We start from the raw sequence: 18,212 nt of genomic DNA on the forward strand, positions 1-18,212 counted from the left end.
CGGTCAGGCGCTCCAGTGCTGCCGGCCGGCCCACTCCCGCGCCGTGGTCGAGCCGCGCACCACCAGTGCGGGGTCGGGCGCCGGCGACGGCGAGACATAAGCGGCCGCGATCCCCGCAGCGACCGTCTCGCCGACGTGCGGTGCCAGCATCCGGGCGTACTCCGCCGGCTCCACCGTGGACCAGCGGAGCGGGCGGCCGGTCGCGGCCGAGATCTCGGCGGCCAGTTCCGGGCCGGTCAGCGCCGCCGGCCCGGCGACGACCCGGGCCGGCGGCGGGGTCGCCTCGACGGTCAGGGCGGAGACGGCGGCACCGAGGTCGGCAGCGGCCACCCACGGGTTGGGCAACTCGGCAGGCAGCGGGTACCGCAGCTCACCGCGGTCCCGCACCAGGGACCGTGACCACGGCGCCACCACGTTCTCCAGATAGGTGCCGGCCGGCCCGACCACCGTGGCCACCGGCACCGCCTGCGGCAGACCTGCGGCGAGGCGGATCCGGGCGTCGACGAAGGGCACGCCGATCGGCTCGGCGGGCGGAACGCCGGCGCCGGTGTTGAAGATGGCCCGGGGGACGCCGGACTTCTCGAGAGCCGCCAGGACGGCGTCGGCCTGCCGCTCCGCGCCGGCGGCGAAGTTGAGCGGCAGCTGGACGACGACGGCGTCGGCGCCCGTGTAGGCGGCGACCAGCGCGTCGACGTCCAGCAGATCGGCTGGTACGGCTTCGACGGCCGGATCCTGGTACGGCCGGGGTGCACGCGCGACCGCCCGGACGCTGTGCCCGAAGGCGCGGAGGCTGCGAAGGATGGCCCGGCCCTGCGTGCCGGTGGCCCCGTGGACGACGACAAGGAGTTCAGTCATGCGGCGACCATAGTTTCCGCAGTGAAGCAGTACCCAGGAGGTTATCCTGTTTCCCGATGGAAACTATCGAGGCTGAACTGCGCAAACAAAGTTCCGGCTGCGGGGTGGAGCGGACGCTTCAGGTGCTCGACGGCAAATGGGCCACGCTGGTGGTCCGCGAGTTGCTGTCCGGCCCGAAGCGTTTCGGTGAGCTGCGGGACGCCCTCGGGACCCCGAGCGCCAAGACGCTCACCGACCGCCTGCGGTCGCTGGAGCATCAGGGCATCCTGACCCGCACGGTCCATGCCGAGGTGCCGCCCCGGGTGGTGTACGAGTTGACCGGGCAGGGCCGCAGCCTCAGCACGGTGCTCCACGCGATGCTGGTCTGGGGCGAGGCCAATCCGGCGCCGGGCCCGCCGTGGCCCGGCGGCTGAGAGCCGTCACATGCGTGCGAGCACCCGATCCGGATCGACGACCGTCAGGACGAGATCGGTGACGGCCGACGCGCCGGCCGGTCCCCGGCGCGCGTCATGCGCCGCCGTTCCGGCCGCTGTGCGCCAGCGCCCTGGATGTCGGCGCCACCTCGAAGCCGTGCGCGCCGGCCCGCTTCGCCTCGTACATCGCCAGGTCGGCCCGCCGCAGCAGTTCACCGGCGCCGGCCGGGCGGCCGGGGTCGGAGACCGCCACCCCGATGCTGGCCCGGATCTGCAGTTCCGTCCCGGCGAAGACCACCGGGTCGCTGAGCCCGGCCAGGATCCGCTCCGCCGCCTGCTCCGCGCCCCCGGCGGGCCGCGGGATGATGACGCCGAACTCGTCGCCGCCGAAGCGGCCCACCGTCGCGCCGCGCGGTGACCAGCGGGTGAGGACGCCCGCGGCCGCCATCAGCAGCGCGTCGCCGGCCTCGTGCCCGTACGTGTCGTTGACCTGTTTGAAGCCGTCCAGGTCGACGAAGAGCACCGCGGTCTCGCCGGAGGCGCAGGCCGCGTCCAGGGCCCGGCCGAACTCCGCCCGGTTGACCAGCCCGGTGAGCGCGTCGTGGGTCGCGGCGTGTGCCAGCCGCTGCTGGCTGGTCTTGCGGTCGTGGATGTCCCGGATGTTGATCAGATAGCCACGGACGTCCGGATCCGCGGAGAGGTTCCGGATCGAGTACTCGGTCCACCGATAGGTCCCGTCGGCGCCGCGCACGCGGATCTCGGCGGGTGCCAGCGGCTCCCCGGGCCCGGGCGCCTCGGCGTGCAGCCGGCGCGCGATCGGCAGGTCCTCCGGGTGCACCCAGTTCGTGAGCGTCTCCATGTCGACCTCGTCCGGGTCGAGGCCGCCGAGCCGGCGGACGGCCGGGCTCACGTAGTCGATCGTGTGGTCGAGCTGGTAGATCAGGAACACGTCGGCGGAGTCGTTGATCAGCGCGCGGTACCGGCGTTCGGTGGCCCGCGACGCCACCTCGGCGCGCCGCCGTTCCACACCTGTCGTGCCGATCGTGCGGATCAGCATGGCCGACAGCGCCATCGCGCCGAACGCGGCGTAATGCACGGCCGGCGCCGGGATGTACGACGGCGCCCAGCCCAGCGCGATCGCGGTCTGCCCGGCGATCCCGCCGAGCACGGTCCAGACCAGCCCGGCACGCCACAGGTGCGGCCCGGAAAAGGCCATGTGCACCGCCACGGCGAGGGTCAGCCCGCAGAGCATCACCGCGCCCCAGCCCGTGCCGTAGATCAACGCTGTGCCGGTGAGGATCAACAGCGCCATCCGCAGCGACGCGTGCGGGCGGGGGTTACCGGCCAGGGCCCGAAGCTGATTCACCCTGAACCTCCTGAGCGCCTGATCACTACCTCGCAAGGCGATGATCGGCCGCCGCCCGCGTGTCCTGAGTTTTTGCCGGCGCAAGGACGGCGACGCTCACTCCGGGACGGCCACCCGCGGCACGCGGTCCAGGATCACACCGAAATGCTTCTGGTACGCCGAAAGCACGCTCGCGTCGGTCTCCAGGCGGGTCTCGGTGCGCCCGGACGGGCCGGTGCGGATCAGAGTCCGGCCGCTGAGGGTGATCCGCCCGTCGCCGTCGAGCCGCGTGCAGACGGTGTTCGTGCGGAAGTGCGAGTCCGGGTACGTCTGCTGGTACCAGCAGGTGGCCTCGAAGTCACCGAGGACCCGGGCCCGCCGCTCGATCCGGTAAGCTGGCGCGCCGTCCTTGAGCACATCGACGTCCCCGTCCGCGGTGTCCGCGAGCCGGAACCGACCGCCCGGGTCCACCTGTTCGGTGCGGCTGCCGAACCGCAGCGGGTACGTGCTGTGGCTGCCGAAACCCACGTCCACCAGCCACGGCCCGTCCCCGTCGGCGGTGGTGACGGCGAGCAGCAGGTGGTCGAACGGCGGCCCGATGCGGTCGCCGCCGAAGACCCGGGCGGCCAGCCGCTCGACCCGGTATCCCAGGTGCTCCAGCAGGATCGCGAACAACCCGTTGAGCTCGTAGCAGAAGCCGCCGCGCCGCCGTCGTACCACCTTGTCGAAAAGCTCCTCCTCGCCGAGCGTGATCGGCTCGCCGAGGTGGATGCCGAGGTTCTCGAAGGGCACCGCGCTCTGGTGGGCCCGGTGCAGTTCGCGTAGGTAGACGCTGTCAGCGGTGCGCGGCCGTTCGACCCGATCCGGTCCAGGTAGGCAGTCACGTCCATGGGGCCAGCACACACCCTCACCCCGGCTTGAGGTCAACCCCGCCCGATTGGCCGGGATCCGGAAATGGCGAGCACACACTGCTGCGGCCGTTGCAATAGTGTGTGACACACAGTATCGTCGCTGGCATGACAATGGATGCGACGCTCTCCAGCCACCTGCAGGAGCTGCGCCGCGGCACGGTCGTCGTCGCGAGCCTCACCGTCCTCCGCACGCCGGGGTATGGGTACTCGCTGCTCGAGACCTTGAGCGCGGCCGGGTTCGAGGTGGAGGCCAACACCCTCTACCCGCTGCTGCGGCGCCTGGAGAGCCAGGGCCTGCTGACCAGCTCGTGGAACACCGAGGAGGCCCGGCCGCGCAAGTTCTACCGGACCACCGAGCAGGGCGACGCCCTCGCGGCCGCGCTCCGCGAGGAGTGGACCCGGCTGGACACCGCGATCGCCGACCTCGACACCGACTCCGACACCCCCGCCGGCACCGTCTCAGGGAGCGACCAGTGACCAGCCTCATCGACCGCTACGTCTACACCGTCCTGCGCCGGGTCCCCGAGCAGCAGCGCGCCGACATCGAACGCGAGCTGCGCACCTCGATCGACGACGCGGTCGACGCCCACCTCGACAACGGTGCGGGCCGCGACGCCGCGGTCACCGCCACCCTGCTGGAGCTCGGCGACCCGGACCGACTCGCCGACAACTACACCGACCGCCCGCAGTACCTGATCGGCCCGGTGCTCTACCCGGCCTGGCGACGGCTGCTGACCACGCTGCTCGCGACCGTGCTGCCGACCGTGGTGGTGATCCTCGCGGTGGTCGACGCGCTCCAGGCGGACACCGTCGGCGACGTGATCGGCGGCGCCGTCACCAACATCATCACCATCGGCGCGAACATCGCCTTCTGGGTCACCGCGGTCTTCGCGGTCCTGGAGCGGACCGGGATGGCCCGCAGCCCCGGCATGCGTAGCCGCCCGTGGACGCCGGACGACCTACCCGCGTACGAGCCGGGTTTCATGCCCGTCAGCCAGTTCGCCGCCGCCCTGGTCTGGCCCGTGCTGCTCATCGCCGCCCTGTTTCTGCAGCAGTTCGCCTTCAGCGACGTGCCGGTGCTGGACCCGGCCAACTGGACCTTCTGGTGGCCGTACTTCATCGTGATCCTGACCCTGGAGATCGGCTACACCGTCTGGGTGTACCGGCAGCGCCGCTGGACGCACGCCGCGACCGCCGCCAACGCCGTCCTCGGGGTGCTGTTCGCCGGCCCGCTGGTCTGGCTGCTCGCCACCGAGCGGTTCTTCAACCCGGAGTTCCTCGCCGGGCTGGACTGGGGCACTGTCGAGCCGCTGCCCTGGCTGACCGGCATCGTCATCATCACCGTGGTGCTGGCCCAGCTCTACGACGTCGCCGAGGTCGCGGTCCGCGCCGAGCGGGCCCGGCGCGGACTGGCCACGCCGGTGCCCGGCACGGGCCACGAGTCCACCCACCCGGTCAGCTGACCCGGCTCCCCGAGCGCCCCGCCCCGTCCGGGGCGGGGCGCTCCAGCCAGTCCGCGAACCGCGTCGTCCCGACCGTGACCTCCCCGGTGGGCAGCAGACCGCCGGAAGCCATCGCCCGGGACACCGGCAGTTGCAGAACCAGCCGCTTCCGCCCCTCGGCCCGGAGCACCCGCCGGGCCATGGCGGCGACGGACAGCTGCTCCGGCCCGGCCATCTCGACGACCGCGTGGCGTGGCCCGGCCACCGCCAGCCGCAGCAGTTCGGCGGCCACCTCGGCGCCGGCCACCGGCCGGCTGAGCATGGCCGGCACCACCGCCACCGGTCCCGGCATCCGCCCCATCACCTGAGCCGGGAACTCGAAGAACTGGGTGGCCCGCAGGATCGTCCACGGCACCGGACCGGCCTGGATCAGGGCTTCCTGGCGCCGCTTGCCCGCGTAGTAACCGGAGTCGACCCGGTCCACCCCGACGATCGAGAGGGCCACGTGGTGCCCGACCCCGGCGCGCTGCCCGGCGGCGAGCAGGCGTTCGGTGACACCGCCGAAGAACGCCACCGACCTGGCCCGGCTCAGAGTCGTCACGTTGGTCACGTCGACCACCACGCCGGCGCCGCGCACCGCCTCGTCGAGTCCGGCCCCGGTCGTCAGGTCCACACCCACGGACCGCGCCAGCACCACCACCTCGTGCCCCTGGGCGCGCGCCGCGCCCACCACCATCCGCCCGATCAGGCCGGTGCCACCGGCCACCGCGATTCTCATGTGACAGGGACCGGACAGCCCCCCGTTTTGTGACAGCTATTTCGGATGGTTCTTGGACAGCTGCGTTGACGCCCCTCCCACCTGCGGATTTGGCTGGTCGTCTAGACCCGAGGAGGTCTCCATGTCCCTGGCACTCGACCGCCGCATCGCCGGCTCCGGCACCCGCTTCCGGATCTTCCCGCAGCCCCGGTTCCTGCAGAAGGCCGACGGCTCCGGGCCGCTCTTCCCCGACCCGGAGGAGGTGGTGATCGCGCTCGAGCCGTCGGCGCTGCGGGCCGGTCCCGCCGACGACCGGATGTACGTGGTCGACGCGGTCGGCAAGCTGCCGTACAACCGGTTCTTCCGCCCGCCGTACCGGGGGCAGTCCCGCCCGCCGGTGGAACCCGGCCCGGATGGGCATTTCGACCACCTTGACCCGAGCAGCCGCGAGTTCTCCGCCGCGACCATGTACGCCACCGTCCGCCGGGTGCTCGACATCTGGGAGGACTACTTCGGCCGCCGGATGGACTGGCACTTCAGCGACAGCTACGACCGGCTGGAGCTGATCCCGCTGATCGAGTGGAACAACGCCCAGTCCGGGTACGGCTTCCTCGAGTTCGGGTACGGGCAGACCGCCAACCGGACCATCGACCACACCCGGCCGTACTGCGAGAACTTCGACGTGCTCGCCCACGAGCTGGGGCACAGCATCATCTTCGCCGAGGTCGGCGTGCCGGCGAGCCCGTCCGACGCGGGCATCGACTACGGCGGCATGCACGAGTCCGCCGGCGACCTGGTGGCGATCGTCGCCTCGCTGCACTTCCACTCGGTCGTCGACCACCTGCTGGAGAGCACCCGGGGCAACCTGCTCACCGTCAACGGCCTGGACCGGGTCGGCGAGCTGTCGGACAGCCGGGAGATCCGGATCGCGTTCAACGGCAAGCGCATGTCGGACGTCGGCGACGAGCCGCACGACCGGTCGCTGCCGCTGACCGGCGCCATCTTCGACACCATGGTGGAGGTCTTCCAGGCCGACCTGGTCGCCCGGAAGCTGATCAGCGAGGACCTGCGGACCCGGTCGACGCACCTGCCGGGGACCGTGGACGACCTGGCACAGATCCAGGCGGACTTCGCCGCGGCATACGCCGGCAACGCGGCGGCGTTCAAGGAGTCGCTGCTGCTCGCCCGGGACTACCTGGGCCGGCTGCTGGCCGTCACCTGGGAGACGATCTCACCGGATTTCCTCACCTACCACGGGGTCCTGCGGTCGCTGCTGCAGGCCGACCGGCAGATCACCGGCGGGGGGAACGCCGGCCTGATCCGGGACTGTTTCGCCTGGCGGGAGATCGCGCCGGTGCCGACGTCGCTGCTGATGCGCCAGCACACCCTGGTGGACTGCGGTCTCGACGGGGTGTCACCGGCGTCCGGGACCACGAACGGGCACCACGGATATCGCATTCCCGGTCCGCGGCCGGATGGCGTCACGGCACACATCGGTCGGTGATCCAGTGGCTGGCGGCCACGCCGTGGGGTGGCCGCCGGCCACTCCCGATGGGTCTCAGTTGGCCAGTTGGAAGGGGTCGTCCACCGCCGGGGTGGCCGCCTCCGCGATCTCGGCGATCCGCGCGAGCACCTCACGCGGATCGTCGTGCGGCTGGTCCAGTCTCTTGCGGGCCAGCTCACCGACGTACTTCAGGATCTCCCGCTCCGCCGAGCCGCCGCCCTCACCCGTCCCGATGGATCCCGGACACCGGGTGAGCTCGGCGACCCGCAACAAGGCGGTCAGATCGGCGATCGTTGTTCGGAGCCGCTGCGCGTTCAGGCTGGCGACAACCACTGGTTGCATCGCCTGGGCGCCCCCGTCGCGGCGTGACACGGGGGCGTCCATCGTGCGGAGCACGCCGAGCCGGAACGCGATGGCCACCGCGTGCGCCTGATCACGGGCGCCGAGTTGCCGGTACAGCGTTCGGAGCCGGGACTTGACGGTGTTCGTCGAGATGTACAGTCGCGCTGCCATCTCCCGCGCCGTCTCGCCCGCGGCCAGGGACTCGATCGTCTCCTGGAGGTGTGGCGCCAACACCGGCCGACCTGGGTCGGCCGTGTGGCTTTGGTGCGATTGCAGTGACATGCCAGGAATGTAGATCTTTAACAATGCGACGCACGCCAATGTTCGCTACCGGACACACCATGGCAGACCCAGGATTAGTCCGACAGTGCTAGATGCGGCCAATCGGCCAGGTCACGCAGCATCTGCCGGTCGTGCGTAGCGATCACCACGGCCGCCCGCGTGCCCGTCAGCGCCTCGGTCAACTCGTCGACCAGCGCGATCGACAGGTGGTTCGTCGGCTCGTCCAGCAACAGAATGTGCGGCTCCGCGGCGAGCAGCACCGCCAGGTCCAGCCGCCGCTGCTGCCCGGTTGACAGCTCCCGCACCGGCCGCCCGCGATCCGCCGCCGGCAGCAACCCCGTCTCCGCGAGCCGGGGCGCCACTTCCGCCGCGCGACGCGCGTCCCTGCACGGTGACTCCTGCGCCAGAAATCCCGGGTGTACGCCCGAAGCACGACGCACCCGGCCGGTGGACGGATTCAGCAGTCCCGCCAGGACGGCCAGCAACGTGGACTTGCCGGCCCCGTTCGACCCGGTCACCACGAGCCGCGACCCGCTCTCGAGCCGCAGCGAGACGGGCCCGCGCAGCCGGCCGTCGACGGTGACGTCCTCGGCGGACAGCAGCGTCGTCCCCGGCCGGGCCGGCAGCTCCGGCATCACGAACCGCAGCGGCGGTTCCGGCGCGGTGACTGCCTGCCGTTCCAGGTCCTCGCGCCGCCGGTGCACCGACCGGACCAGGCCCGGCGCCCGGGTCGCCCGCTGGTGCCGGCCGGTGCCCTTGTCCGGCCGCCATCCGGTGACCAGGCGGTTCTGCGCGTCCGACAGGTCCCGGGCCAGCCTGGCCCGCTCCAGGTGCTGCTGCGCGAACTCCTGCTCCCACCGGGCCAGCGCGGCCGCCCGCCCGGCCCGCAGACCGGCGTAGCCACCGCCGTACATCGCAGGCCGCCCGTCCCGGCTCGGATCCAGGTCCAGCATCGTGGTCGCCACGTCGGCGAGCAGCGCCCGATCGTGGCTGACCAGCACGATGCCGCCGGGATGCTCCCGCAGCCGCGCGGTCAAGAAGTCCAGACCGGCCGCGTCCAGGTGGTTCGTCGGCTCGTCGAGCAGCAGAAAATCGCGGCCGGCGCCGAGCAGGCACGCCAGGCGTACCCGATAACGCTGACCCACCGACAACGTCCGCAGCGGCCGGGCCCGGTCCGTCTCCGCGCCGAGGCTCTGCAACGCGAGATCGACCCGCCGGTCGGCGTCCCACGCGTCCAGGGCCTCCGCCGCGGCCAGCGCCCGCGCATACGCCTCGGCGGCCTCGTCGACCGTGCCCCGGGCGGCGTTGTTGGCCGCGCTTGCGGCAGCGTTGTCGGCCGTACCCTCGGCGGCGTGGTCTGCTGCGACTTCCGTGGCCATCCGGGCCGCGCTCTCGTCGAGCGCCGCCAGCGCGGCCCGCGCGTCGGCGAGCTCGATGTCGATCGCGTCGCCGACCGTCTCGTCGCCGGTCACCGGCATCTCCTGATCGGCGACCCCGATCGTGCCGGTCCGGTGCACGCTGCCGGCATCCGGTGTGAGGGTGCCGCTCAACACCTGGAGCAGGGTGGATTTGCCACGACCGTTCTCACCGACGACACCCCATCGGGAACGGGCCGACACCGCGAGATCCAGCTCGTCGAGAACGAGCCGCCCGCCACGGACGACCCGGATACCGGTGGCGACGAGCTGCGCACGGGCGCGGTCGGGCAGGGTGATACCGACAGACATGAGCTCGGTGACTTCCTCTGAGATCCCCTGCACGCGGGCAGGGTGAAACGGCTCCGGTCGCGAAAGACGGAGCCGAACTCAGAGGTAAAGCACATACGGCACGCGGCCACGATAGCCGCCCGCCGCCCCGGCAACCACCGCATTTCAGTGTGGTGACTTCGGTGCCGTGCGCACCCGAAATCCCCCAGCAGGAGGGGTCAGCGGCGGCGGCCGGCCTTCAGCGCTTCCTGTTCGGCGGTGGCGCGGAGTGCGGGGCGGCGTTCGAGCTCGACCTGCGCGTCGAAGTTCGGGTGCACCTCACGCACGCAGTGCTCGGCGTCGTCGAGCGGGACGCCGCGGGCGACCAGCTCGGCCAGCACGTCACCGGAGGTGCGCAGACCACCGCGAACAGCCGCCGCCTGGACGACTTCGATCCGCCCGTCGCCGTGCACGAGATGGATCCGATGCTGGTCGCCGGCCCGCTCCACCATGACGGCGGTGACCGGGCTGTCCGAGGGTTGAGCCACGTCCCCAGCCTAGTCAGCCACCTTCGCGGCACTCACACCCCGGTCCTCGCACCCCGAGTGTGGGGACTTCGGGCGCGCATCGAACCCCAAGTCCCCACGTGGGGGTCAGGCGTTGACGGGCATGGGCGCGGGACGACGGACTCCCCGGAGGAGCAGGCAGGCGATCATCCAGAACTCGCCCACCGTCGCCGGCACGACCAGAACGTCGGCGAGTGCCCCGGCTTCCGGCGCCAGATATCGCAGGAACGCGCTGACCACGTAACCCACTCCGCCAGCGACCAGCACCCACCCGAGCGCCCGCGGCAGTCGACCGGAATTGAGCACGCACCAGCCCATCGGAACAAGCCACAGACCGAAGAACACCGCACCGGCGCCCCACAGGTTGTCGCTCACCAGGTACAGCAGTTGCACGGTGCCGGCGTCGGGCGGGCCTTCGACGGCGGCACCGAGCAATGCCGCACTGCCGAGGATGAGCACCGAGTTGATCAGGCCGAACGCGGCGACACCGAGCGCGTTGACCGGGTCGGAGTCGCGGAACAGCCGGTAGAACCACGCCGCGGCGAGCGCCTGGGTGAGGACGACCAGCATCTCGACGGCGACGCCGGCGCGGGCCAGGGACTCGTGCGCGGTCAGGTTGGCGAGGGTGGCCGCGGGGTCGTCGGCCACGTAGAGCCGGGACCGGATCAGCAGGAAGCCCAGCCCGCCGGCGACGGCGAGCCCGAGGTAGAGCAGCCCGGTCACCCGGGCGGTACGGGCGAGGGAGGGCTCAGCCTTACGATGTAAGATAGCCATACGTTGTAAGGTAGCCCGCGAGGTCAAGGGCGGAGTCGAGCGACGAGGAGACCGGTGACACCGAGGGCAGCCCGGACGCCGTTGAGCAGGGAGCGGGTGCTGGAAGCGGCAGTGGCCATCGTCGACGCCGAAGGACTCAAGGCGCTGACCATGCGACGCCTCGCCGCCGATCTGGCAGTGGAGGCGATGTCGCTCTATTACCACCTGCCCGCGAAGGAAGCGCTCCTCGACGGCGTGGTGGAGACGGTGCTCGCCGAGGTGCTGCGGGCGGCGGGCCAGCCGGGCGGGGGCGACTGGCGGGACGCCCTGAAGCGGCGGTTCCTCGCGGCGAGACAGGTGATGCTCCGCCACCCCTGGGCGCCGGGCCTGCTGAGCAGCCGGCGGTCCGTCCCCCCGATCGTGTACGCCTACTACGACGGGATCGTGGCGACGATGGTCGAGGCCGGGTTCTCCTACCGGCTGGCGCACCGGGCGCTGCACTCGTTCGGGAGCATGACGCTCGGATTCGCGCAGGAGATCTTCGACCCGGCGGCGTCGGAGACGGACGCCGCGGAGGAGGACCTCGCGGCGATGGCGGCCTCGGTGCCGCACATCACGGCGATGATGACAGCCGAGATGCACGCGGCCGGTGACCCGACGCTGGGGTGGTGCGACTCGCAGGTGGAGTTCGAGTTCACCCTGGATCTGCTGCTCGACGGCCTGGAGCGGTTGCGGGCCTGAGCACGGCAGTCACCGACGGCAAGGGTGGAGCAAGAGGCGGCACGGGTGCGACACAGGGCGCGGGACGAAGCGGCGCGGCGGAGGTCAGGTGAGGGCGCGGCTGAGGCGCCGCACCGCCTCGTCCATCAGCTCGGGCCGCGTGGCCGCGTAGGTCAGCCGCAGGTGCGGCCCCGGCGGCTCGGCGGCGAACCACGGTCGCCCGGGGAACACGATCACGCCCTCGGTGGCCGCCGCCGCGGTGACGGCCAGATCGTCGGCGTCCTCCGGGAGGCGGAGCCACAGGTGCAGGCCTCCGCGCGGGACGGCCGGTGGGGGCAGGGCGGGCAGGTGGCGGGCGAGCGCGGCGAGCAGGGCGTCGCGCCGGGAGCGGAGCGCGGCGCGCAACTGCCGGCGGTGCCTCTCGCGGGCCGGGGAGGTGACGAACTCGTACGCCGCCTGCTGCAGGGGGCCGGCGACGAAGAAGTCGTCGAGCAGGCGCGCCGCGCGCAGCCGTGCCCCGGCCGGGCCCCGGGCGCCGATCGCCGCGACGCGCAGGCCGGGCGCGGCCGACTTGGTCAGCGACCGCAGGTAGACCACGTGCCCGTCCGGGTCGTCGGCAGCCAGCGGCGGCGGTGGCGTGCCGTCGATGTCCAGGTCGCGGGCATAGTCGTCCTCGATCAGGAAGGCGCCGGCGCGGCGGACCGCGTCGAGCACCCGGGCCCGCCGGTCCGGCGCCAGCGTCGCCCCGGTCGGGTTCGCGTAGAGCGGCTGGCAGTAGAACAGCCGCGCCCCGGTCCGGGCGAAGGCCGCGGTGAGGTGCTCAGGTCGTACCCCGTCGTGGTCGTCAGCCGGCACCGGCACCACCCGCAGCCCGGCCGCGTGGGCCGCCGCCAGCGCACCCAGATAGGTCGGCGACTCCACCAGCAGCGTGTCGCCGGGGGCGCCGAGCGCACGCAGCGCAGAGGCCAGCGCCGACTGCCCGCCCGGGCAGATCACCAGATCGTCGGCGCGCAGTCCGCCGCCGGCCTCGCGGGCGAACCAGGCCCGCAGGTCCTCGCGCCCTTCGGTGGGCCCACGCTGCCAGGACGCGGGCTGCCGCCCGGCGCGGGCGAGCGCCGCGCCGAGAGCGGCGGCCGGCTGCAGGTCGGCGTCGAGGTAGCCGCCGGAGAGCGGGATCGCCCCGGCCGGGGGTAACGCCAGTAACGCCTGCATCTCCTCCTCGCCCAGCCGGCGCGGCCCGAGCGCGACGGTCTGCCAGGAGAGGTCGGGTGCCGGGTGCCCGGCCGGCCGTGGCGCCACGAAGGTGCCGCGCCCGGTCCGGGTCTCCACCAGGCCTTCCGCCACCAGGTGGCGGATCGCGTCGGCGACGGTCACCGGTGACGCCTGGTGCCGTGCGGTCAGCTCGCGCACCGACGGCAGCCGCGTGCCGGCCTCCGCGCCAGTCACCCGGGCCCGGAGATCTTGGATGACGCGGGCCGCAGCGTTATCGTCATTCATGAGAGAAGAGAGTAGCGCTACTGCATCCAGGACGGTAACGCTGGGCTTTCTGGGAGTCCTCGGGTTCAGCCTGTCGCTGCCCGCCACCCGGGTCGCCGTGCAGGAGCTCGACCCCTGGTTCGTGGCCTTCGGCCGGGCCGTCGGCGCCGCCCTGCTCGCCGGGATCTACCTGTGGTGGACCCGCGCGCCGCGCCCCGCTGCCGCCCAGTGGCGCCGGCTGGCGATCGTCGCGCTCGGCGTGGTCGTCGGGCTTCCGCTGTTCACGTCGCTGGCACTGACCACGCAGAGCGCCTCGCACGGCGCTGTGGTGATCACCATGCTGCCGGCGATCACGGCCGTCTTCGCCGTGCTGCGCGCCGGGGAACGGCCGCCGCTGCTGTTCTGGCTGGCCGGCGCCGGCGGGCTGCTCGCTGTGCTGATGTTCCTGATCGCCACCGGATCGGTCGGGGGCCGCTTCGTCACCGCCGACCTGTACCTGGTGATCGCGGTGACACTCTGCGGGCTGGGGTACGCGGAGGGCGGCGCACTGGCCCGGTCGATGGGCGGCGCCCGTACCATCTGCTGGGCCTTGATCGTGGCCCTGCCCGCCACCGTCCCCGCCGCCCTGCTCACCGCCCCCGCACTTACCGGCAATGCCCCTGCGCCGGCCGGCACCGCCGCCTGGGCGGCGTTCGGCTATCTCACCGTGATCTCGATGTTCCTGGCCTTCTTCGCCTGGTACGCCGGCCTGGCCCGCGGTGGCATCGCCCGGGTCGGCCAGGTCCAGCTCGCCCAGCCGGTGCTCACGCTGGTCTGGTCGGCGCTCCTGCTCCGCGAGCACATCACGCCGGCCGCCGTCGTCGCCGCCACGGTCGTCCTGATCTGCGTGGTTCTCACCCAGCGCGTCCGGACAACTCCCCGCGAGCGATCGGGCACACTCCATCGGTGACCTCTGATGCGCACCGGCTCCATCGGGCCTTCGACGACGCCGAGATGCGCGCCGACACCGAAGCACTGCGGTCGTTGCTGGCCGACGACTTCCGCTCGATCGGCGAGCGGGGCCACGTGCTCGACAAGGCGCAGTGGATCGGGAAGTTCGCCGATTTCGCGTACACCAGCCTGGAGAGCAGTGACGTCGAGGTCGCCGGCTACCGCCACGCCGCCATCGTCCGCTGTGTGCAGCGCACCCGCTCGACCTGGCGGGGTCAGGAGATGGCGCTGACCGTCCGCGTGAGCCAGACCTGGATCGAACAGCCCGAGGGGTGGCGGCTCGCGGGCCTGCAGTTCAGTTCGCTCGACGACGTGTGAGTGCGGCCCCGGACCGGGGCCGCACTCACGCTCACGCCGCGCGACCCGCCAGGTTGCGCCCGGCCGACAACGCCGCCTCGTGCGCCGTCTTGCGCATGAGCGCCGCGGTCTCGCTGAACGCGTCCAGCGCCGGGTTGACGCCCACCAGCGTGAACTCCCGCTCGATCAGGTGCAGGTCGGCTCCCCAGATGTCCGCGACCACCCGGCGCACGTACCCGGTGTTGTGGTCCCATCCCTCGCGCGGGGTCCCCGGCCCGTACGCCCCGCCGCGCGTCGTCAGCACCACGGTCGGCTTGCCGTCCAGGAACCGCTCGCCGTGCTCGCCGCCGGCCATCGCCAGGTCGATCCACGTCTTGGCGTGCTGGGAGATCCCGTAGTTGTACAGCGGCAGCGCGAGGATCACCGCGTCGGCGGCCCGCAGCTCATCGGCCAGCGTGGAGGCCAGCGCGAGGGCCTCCCGGTGGCTGTCGCTGCGTTCCCCCTCGGGCAGGAAGCTGCCGTGGATCGCCTTCGCCCACGCGTCGGCGGGCAGCGGGTCGGCGCCCAGGTGCCGCCGGGCGAACGAGACGCCGGGCTGCGTGGCGGTCCATTCGGCCTCGACCAGGTCGGCGAGTTCGGAGCTGGCCGAGCGCGGGCCCTGGATGCTGGCGTCGATACGAAGAACAGCCATCGTTTTCTCCCTGATTGCGAACTTGAACGTTCAACACAGGAACTGTGTCACGTCCGAGGTTGAATGTTCAAGTGCCAGGGCCGGGTATCGTGCTCATCTGTGAGCGACCACACCGACGTCCCCTGGCTCAGCGACGACGAACGGCATGCCTGGATGGCCTTCAGCTCGATGCTGATGGTGGTCCCGCCGGCCATCGACGCCCAGCTCAAGCGCGATGCCGGCGTCAACTTCTTCGAGTACTCGATCCTCGCGGCGCTCTCCAACGCCGCCGACCGTGCGGTGCGGATGAGCATCCTCGCCCACCTGGCCGGCGGCTCGCTCTCCCGCCTCTCGCACGCGGTGAGCCGCCTGGAACGTCAGGGCTGGGTGCGCCGGCAGACCGGCGACGGTGATCCCCGCTGCATCATGGCCGTGCTCACCGACAAGGGCATGGAAGCCCTGACCGCGGCGGCGCCGGCGCACGTCCGTGAGGTCCGCCGCCGGATCTTCGACGCGCTCACCCCCGAGCAGGTCGGCCAGCTCGAACAGATCGGCCGCCAGCTGCTCACGGGCACCTCACCGCAGATGAACGCCTGCCTGCAGGATCCGATCACTCAAGACGCATAACCATTTTTCGTACGATCCGAACTGGTCCCCGAGTGTCACCGCGAGCCGCTGCCGGCCCGGGGCCGCAGCGCGGCCGCCGGGCTGAAGCGGGTGGTCGAGCTCAGCCCGCCAGCTCGCGTGACCGCACCGCGGCCGCACCGGCCCGGGCTCCCGCCCGCAGACACTCCGCCAGCCCGGCCCCGCGGAGGCGGGCGCTGAGGAAACCGGCGAAGAACGCGTCCCCGGCCCCGTTCGTGTCCACCACCTCGTCGACCGGCACCGCGGGCACCCGCACGATCTCGCCCCCGCGCTCGAGGGCCGTCGCGCCCTCCGCGCCGAACGTGCACACCGCCAGCCGCGCACCCGCCGCGACCCGTTCCCGCAGGAACCCCTCCGGGTCTCCCAGCCGCTCGGAGCTGACGAACAGGCAGTCCGCCGCCTCCGCGAACTCCCGGTGGAACTCACTGACACCGTCGTAGTCGTGCAGGTCGCACCAAAGCTCCCGGCCCGCGTCCCGCGCCGCCCGCAGCACCGGCCGGCTGATCTCGGCCAGATCCGCGACCACCACCGCCGCGCCGTCGAGCAGCGCCCGCGACGCCACCACCGGCGCCGCCGGAACCGGCCGGGTCAGGTGCATCGAGAGCCGCCGCCCGTCCGCGTCCATCAGGTTGGTGTGCCGTTCCGTGCCGTTGCGGCTCCCCGTGGCGAGCACCTCGACACCGGCGGCGGCCAGCCCGGCGGCCACCCGCCGCCCCGGCTCGTCGTCGCCGACGACGGTCATCAGCGTCACCGGGACACCGAGGCGCCTCAGGTTGAGCGCCTTGCCCGCGGAGGTGCCGCCGATCGTCTCGTGCCACCGGTCGGCGAGCAGCGTGTGCGGCTCGGGCGGCGGGAACGCGCCGACGTGGATCATCAGGTTCCAGGCCACCGGGCCGGCGATCAGCACGTGTTTGTCGACACCAGAAAGCACGTCAGAGAGCGTACGGCGAACGGAACAGCCCCTGCGGGTCGGCCGTGGTGCGGATCCAGCGCAGCCGGGCGAAGTGCGGCCCGTAGTACCGGGGCAGCGCCGCCGGCCCCGGTTCCAGATAGTTCAGATATCTGCCCGCCGACCAGTGCCGCATCGCCCGGTGGCCGGAGTCGATCCACGCGTACCCGTCCCGCACCGCGGCCGCGTCACCGGCGGCGGGCAGCACCAGCCACTGCAGCATCGTGTGCGCACCCCGCCAGGGGAACGCGGTCGCCTCCGGCGCGACCCGCCCCACCGCACCGGTCATCCGCTTGAACTTGGCCACCCCGGGCCGGCCCTCCCGGGCCCGCCGCTCCACGGTGGCCAGCAGCGCCGCGATCCCGGCCGCCGGCAGCACGTGCCGGAAGATCTCGCTGCCGGCCAGCTCGGTGCCGCGCCCGGAGTCCCCGGCCCGGTCCCGCAGCACGTCCAGGTGCGGGCGGCGGTGCAGGTCGGCGGTCGCCGGCTCCCGCCCGACAGCGCGCGCGATCTCCGTGGCCTCGGCGGCCGGGTCACCCTCCAGGACGACCCCCGAGACGCGTACGGACAGCCGGCCCCGCCGGTCCGCGGCGAACTGGCACGACGACCAGGTCTGGTCCGGCGCGTGCAGCAGCCGCTCCTGCCAGCCGGCCGCCACCCGGGACGCGTCGGTCCACGGATAATTGAGCACGAACGTGCCGACCGTCGACGTCCGGTACGCGCGCATCCGCCAGCCGGTGACCACGCCGAACTGCCCACCGCCCCCGCCGCGCAGCGCCCAGAACAGCTCCGGCTCCCGCCCCGCGTCGACGGAACGGGTCCGCCCGTCCGCGCCGACCACCTCCGCCGCGATCACCGCGTCGCACGTCAGCCCGTACGCCGAAGCCGCCATGCCGATGCCGCCGCCGAGCGTGATCCCGCCGATCCCGACCGACCCGCACGATCCCGAGGGGATCGAGAATCCCGCCGCGCCGAGCCGGTCGTAGACGTCGCCGAGTCGTGCCCCGCCGCCTATCTCGGCAGTGCCGCTCGCCCAGTCGTAGCGCACCTTCTCGATCCGCCGCAGGTCCAGCACCACACCGGACGAGGCGGTCGACGCACCCACATAGGAGTGCCCGCCCCCGCGGGTGACCACCGGGATCCGCAGCCGGCGCGCGAAGCGGATCACCTCGGCGACGTCCGCGCTGCTCGCACACCGGGCGACCGCCGGTGGCCGGACCACGTCGAACCGCGGGTCGGTCAGTTGCCGCGCCATGTCGTAGCCGGCGTCCCCCGGTGTCTCCACAGTCCCGTCGAGGGAGGCGTCCAGGGCGGCCCAATCGGCGGGCGACGCCCCGCGGCGGGCGCCGGCGGGACTGGGCTTGAGGCCGGCGCCGGTCAGCGCGGCCGCCCCGGCACCGAGCACAGCCCGGCGGGATAGCGACATCACCATATCGTGTCATACCCGGACAAAAGTCACACCCACCAACCGCCGCGTGTGAAGTTGCGGTCCGAATCGAGCCCCAACTCCCCACACAGAAAGCACCCACCCATGCGTGTGAAGTTGCGGTCCGAATCGAGCCCCAACTCCCCACACAGAAAGCACCCACCCATGCGTGTGAAGTTGCGGT

The 18,212-nt window shown here is 72.5% G+C and carries 20 protein-coding genes; 8 read left to right on the forward strand and 12 right to left on the reverse strand.

Going from position 1 to position 18,212, the window contains the following annotated elements; translation table 11 throughout:
• Nucleotides 1-3: 3 nt before the first annotated feature.
• Complete coding sequence (locus AC0NH5_RS38130; protein WP_474412406.1) at nucleotides 4-855, reverse strand: SDR family oxidoreductase; 852 nt, start codon at nucleotides 853-855, stop codon at nucleotides 4-6.
• Nucleotides 856-911: 56 nt separating this feature from the next.
• On the opposite strand from AC0NH5_RS38130, the gene AC0NH5_RS38135 reads away from it, so the two are divergent.
• Nucleotides 912-1,268, forward strand: coding sequence for a winged helix-turn-helix transcriptional regulator (locus tag AC0NH5_RS38135; protein WP_474412408.1), 357 nt, complete (start codon nucleotides 912-914; stop codon nucleotides 1,266-1,268).
• A 94-nt stretch (nucleotides 1,269-1,362) separates the two neighbouring features.
• Here the strand turns inward: AC0NH5_RS38135 and AC0NH5_RS38140 are convergent, their stop codons facing one another.
• Entirely contained in the window at nucleotides 1,363-2,634 is a 1,272-nt protein-coding gene (locus AC0NH5_RS38140; RefSeq protein ID WP_474412410.1) for a diguanylate cyclase domain-containing protein, read from the reverse strand.
• 96 nt (nucleotides 2,635-2,730) lie between these two features.
• Nucleotides 2,731-3,405, reverse strand: coding sequence for an arylamine N-acetyltransferase family protein (locus tag AC0NH5_RS38145; RefSeq protein WP_474412412.1), 675 nt, complete (start codon nucleotides 3,403-3,405; stop codon nucleotides 2,731-2,733).
• 224 nt (nucleotides 3,406-3,629) lie between these two features.
• Between AC0NH5_RS38145 and AC0NH5_RS38150 the strand changes: the two genes are divergently transcribed.
• A complete protein-coding gene (locus AC0NH5_RS38150) occupies nucleotides 3,630-4,001 on the forward strand; it encodes a PadR family transcriptional regulator (protein WP_474412414.1) in 372 nt (123 codons plus the stop codon).
• Nucleotides 3,998-4,987, forward strand: a complete 990-nt coding sequence (locus AC0NH5_RS38155; RefSeq protein ID WP_474412416.1) for a permease prefix domain 1-containing protein — start codon at nucleotides 3,998-4,000, stop codon at nucleotides 4,985-4,987. Before AC0NH5_RS38150 ends, AC0NH5_RS38155 begins: the two co-directional genes overlap by 4 nt.
• On the opposite strand, the gene AC0NH5_RS38160 is transcribed toward AC0NH5_RS38155, so the two are convergent.
• Nucleotides 4,980-5,744, reverse strand: a complete 765-nt coding sequence (locus tag AC0NH5_RS38160) for an SDR family oxidoreductase (RefSeq protein WP_474412418.1) — start codon at nucleotides 5,742-5,744, stop codon at nucleotides 4,980-4,982. The two genes, AC0NH5_RS38155 and AC0NH5_RS38160, sit on opposite strands and share 8 nt — an antisense overlap.
• A 121-nt stretch (nucleotides 5,745-5,865) precedes the next feature.
• On the opposite strand from AC0NH5_RS38160, the gene AC0NH5_RS38165 reads away from it, so the two are divergent.
• Complete coding sequence (locus AC0NH5_RS38165; RefSeq protein ID WP_474412420.1) at nucleotides 5,866-7,227, forward strand: gluzincin family metallopeptidase; 1,362 nt, start codon at nucleotides 5,866-5,868, stop codon at nucleotides 7,225-7,227.
• Between the two features lie 54 nt (nucleotides 7,228-7,281).
• Here AC0NH5_RS38165 and AC0NH5_RS38170 read toward each other — a convergent pair whose 3' ends face one another.
• From AC0NH5_RS38170 to AC0NH5_RS38185, 4 genes are all read right to left on the reverse strand, one after another.
• Nucleotides 7,282-7,803: a LuxR C-terminal-related transcriptional regulator gene (locus AC0NH5_RS38170; RefSeq protein ID WP_474412422.1), complete on the reverse strand. Its 522-nt coding sequence runs from the start codon at nucleotides 7,801-7,803 to the stop codon at nucleotides 7,282-7,284.
• A gap of 122 nt (nucleotides 7,804-7,925) precedes the next feature.
• Entirely contained in the window at nucleotides 7,926-9,578 is a 1,653-nt protein-coding gene (locus AC0NH5_RS38175; protein ID WP_474412424.1) for an ATP-binding cassette domain-containing protein, read from the reverse strand.
• A gap of 197 nt (nucleotides 9,579-9,775) precedes the next feature.
• Nucleotides 9,776-10,084 (reverse strand): hypothetical protein, encoded by a 309-nt coding sequence (locus tag AC0NH5_RS38180; RefSeq protein WP_474412425.1) that lies wholly within the window; start codon nucleotides 10,082-10,084, stop codon nucleotides 9,776-9,778.
• A 105-nt stretch (nucleotides 10,085-10,189) separates the two neighbouring features.
• On the reverse strand, nucleotides 10,190-10,876 hold the full coding sequence (locus AC0NH5_RS38185) for a DUF4386 domain-containing protein (RefSeq protein ID WP_474412427.1): 687 nt from the start codon (nucleotides 10,874-10,876) through the stop codon (nucleotides 10,190-10,192).
• Between the two features lie 54 nt (nucleotides 10,877-10,930).
• On the opposite strand from AC0NH5_RS38185, the gene AC0NH5_RS38190 reads away from it, so the two are divergent.
• Nucleotides 10,931-11,596 carry a TetR/AcrR family transcriptional regulator C-terminal domain-containing protein gene (locus AC0NH5_RS38190; RefSeq protein ID WP_474412429.1) on the forward strand — a complete coding sequence of 222 codons (666 nt, stop codon included), beginning with the start codon at nucleotides 10,931-10,933 and terminating at the stop codon, nucleotides 11,594-11,596.
• A gap of 84 nt (nucleotides 11,597-11,680) precedes the next feature.
• Here AC0NH5_RS38190 and AC0NH5_RS38195 read toward each other — a convergent pair whose 3' ends face one another.
• Entirely contained in the window at nucleotides 11,681-13,072 is a 1,392-nt protein-coding gene (locus AC0NH5_RS38195) for an aminotransferase-like domain-containing protein (RefSeq protein WP_474412431.1), read from the reverse strand.
• Between AC0NH5_RS38195 and AC0NH5_RS38200 the strand changes: the two genes are divergently transcribed.
• The gene (locus tag AC0NH5_RS38200; RefSeq protein ID WP_474412433.1) at nucleotides 13,071-14,000 is read left to right on the forward strand and encodes a DMT family transporter; all 930 of its coding nucleotides are present in this window, start codon (nucleotides 13,071-13,073) and stop codon (nucleotides 13,998-14,000) included. The two genes, AC0NH5_RS38195 and AC0NH5_RS38200, sit on opposite strands and share 2 nt — an antisense overlap.
• Nucleotides 13,997-14,359 carry a DUF4440 domain-containing protein gene (locus AC0NH5_RS38205; protein ID WP_474412434.1) on the forward strand — a complete coding sequence of 121 codons (363 nt, stop codon included), beginning with the start codon at nucleotides 13,997-13,999 and terminating at the stop codon, nucleotides 14,357-14,359. The genes AC0NH5_RS38200 and AC0NH5_RS38205 overlap by 4 nt, the downstream gene beginning before the upstream one ends.
• Before the next feature lie 31 nt (nucleotides 14,360-14,390).
• On the opposite strand, the gene AC0NH5_RS38210 is transcribed toward AC0NH5_RS38205, so the two are convergent.
• A complete protein-coding gene (locus AC0NH5_RS38210; protein WP_474412436.1) occupies nucleotides 14,391-15,029 on the reverse strand; it encodes an FMN-dependent NADH-azoreductase in 639 nt (212 codons plus the stop codon).
• 99 nt (nucleotides 15,030-15,128) lie between these two features.
• On the opposite strand from AC0NH5_RS38210, the gene AC0NH5_RS38215 reads away from it, so the two are divergent.
• Entirely contained in the window at nucleotides 15,129-15,635 is a 507-nt protein-coding gene (locus AC0NH5_RS38215) for a MarR family winged helix-turn-helix transcriptional regulator (RefSeq protein ID WP_474412439.1), read from the forward strand.
• A 100-nt stretch (nucleotides 15,636-15,735) separates the two neighbouring features.
• On the opposite strand, the gene AC0NH5_RS38220 is transcribed toward AC0NH5_RS38215, so the two are convergent.
• A complete protein-coding gene (locus AC0NH5_RS38220) occupies nucleotides 15,736-16,584 on the reverse strand; it encodes a carbohydrate kinase family protein (protein ID WP_474412440.1) in 849 nt (282 codons plus the stop codon).
• 1 nt (nucleotide 16,585) lies between these two features.
• Complete coding sequence (locus AC0NH5_RS38225; RefSeq protein ID WP_474412442.1) at nucleotides 16,586-18,028, reverse strand: FAD-binding oxidoreductase; 1,443 nt, start codon at nucleotides 18,026-18,028, stop codon at nucleotides 16,586-16,588.
• Nucleotides 18,029-18,212: the final 184 nt, after the last annotated feature.

This window comes from Actinoplanes sp. 13, from assembly GCF_056134165.1.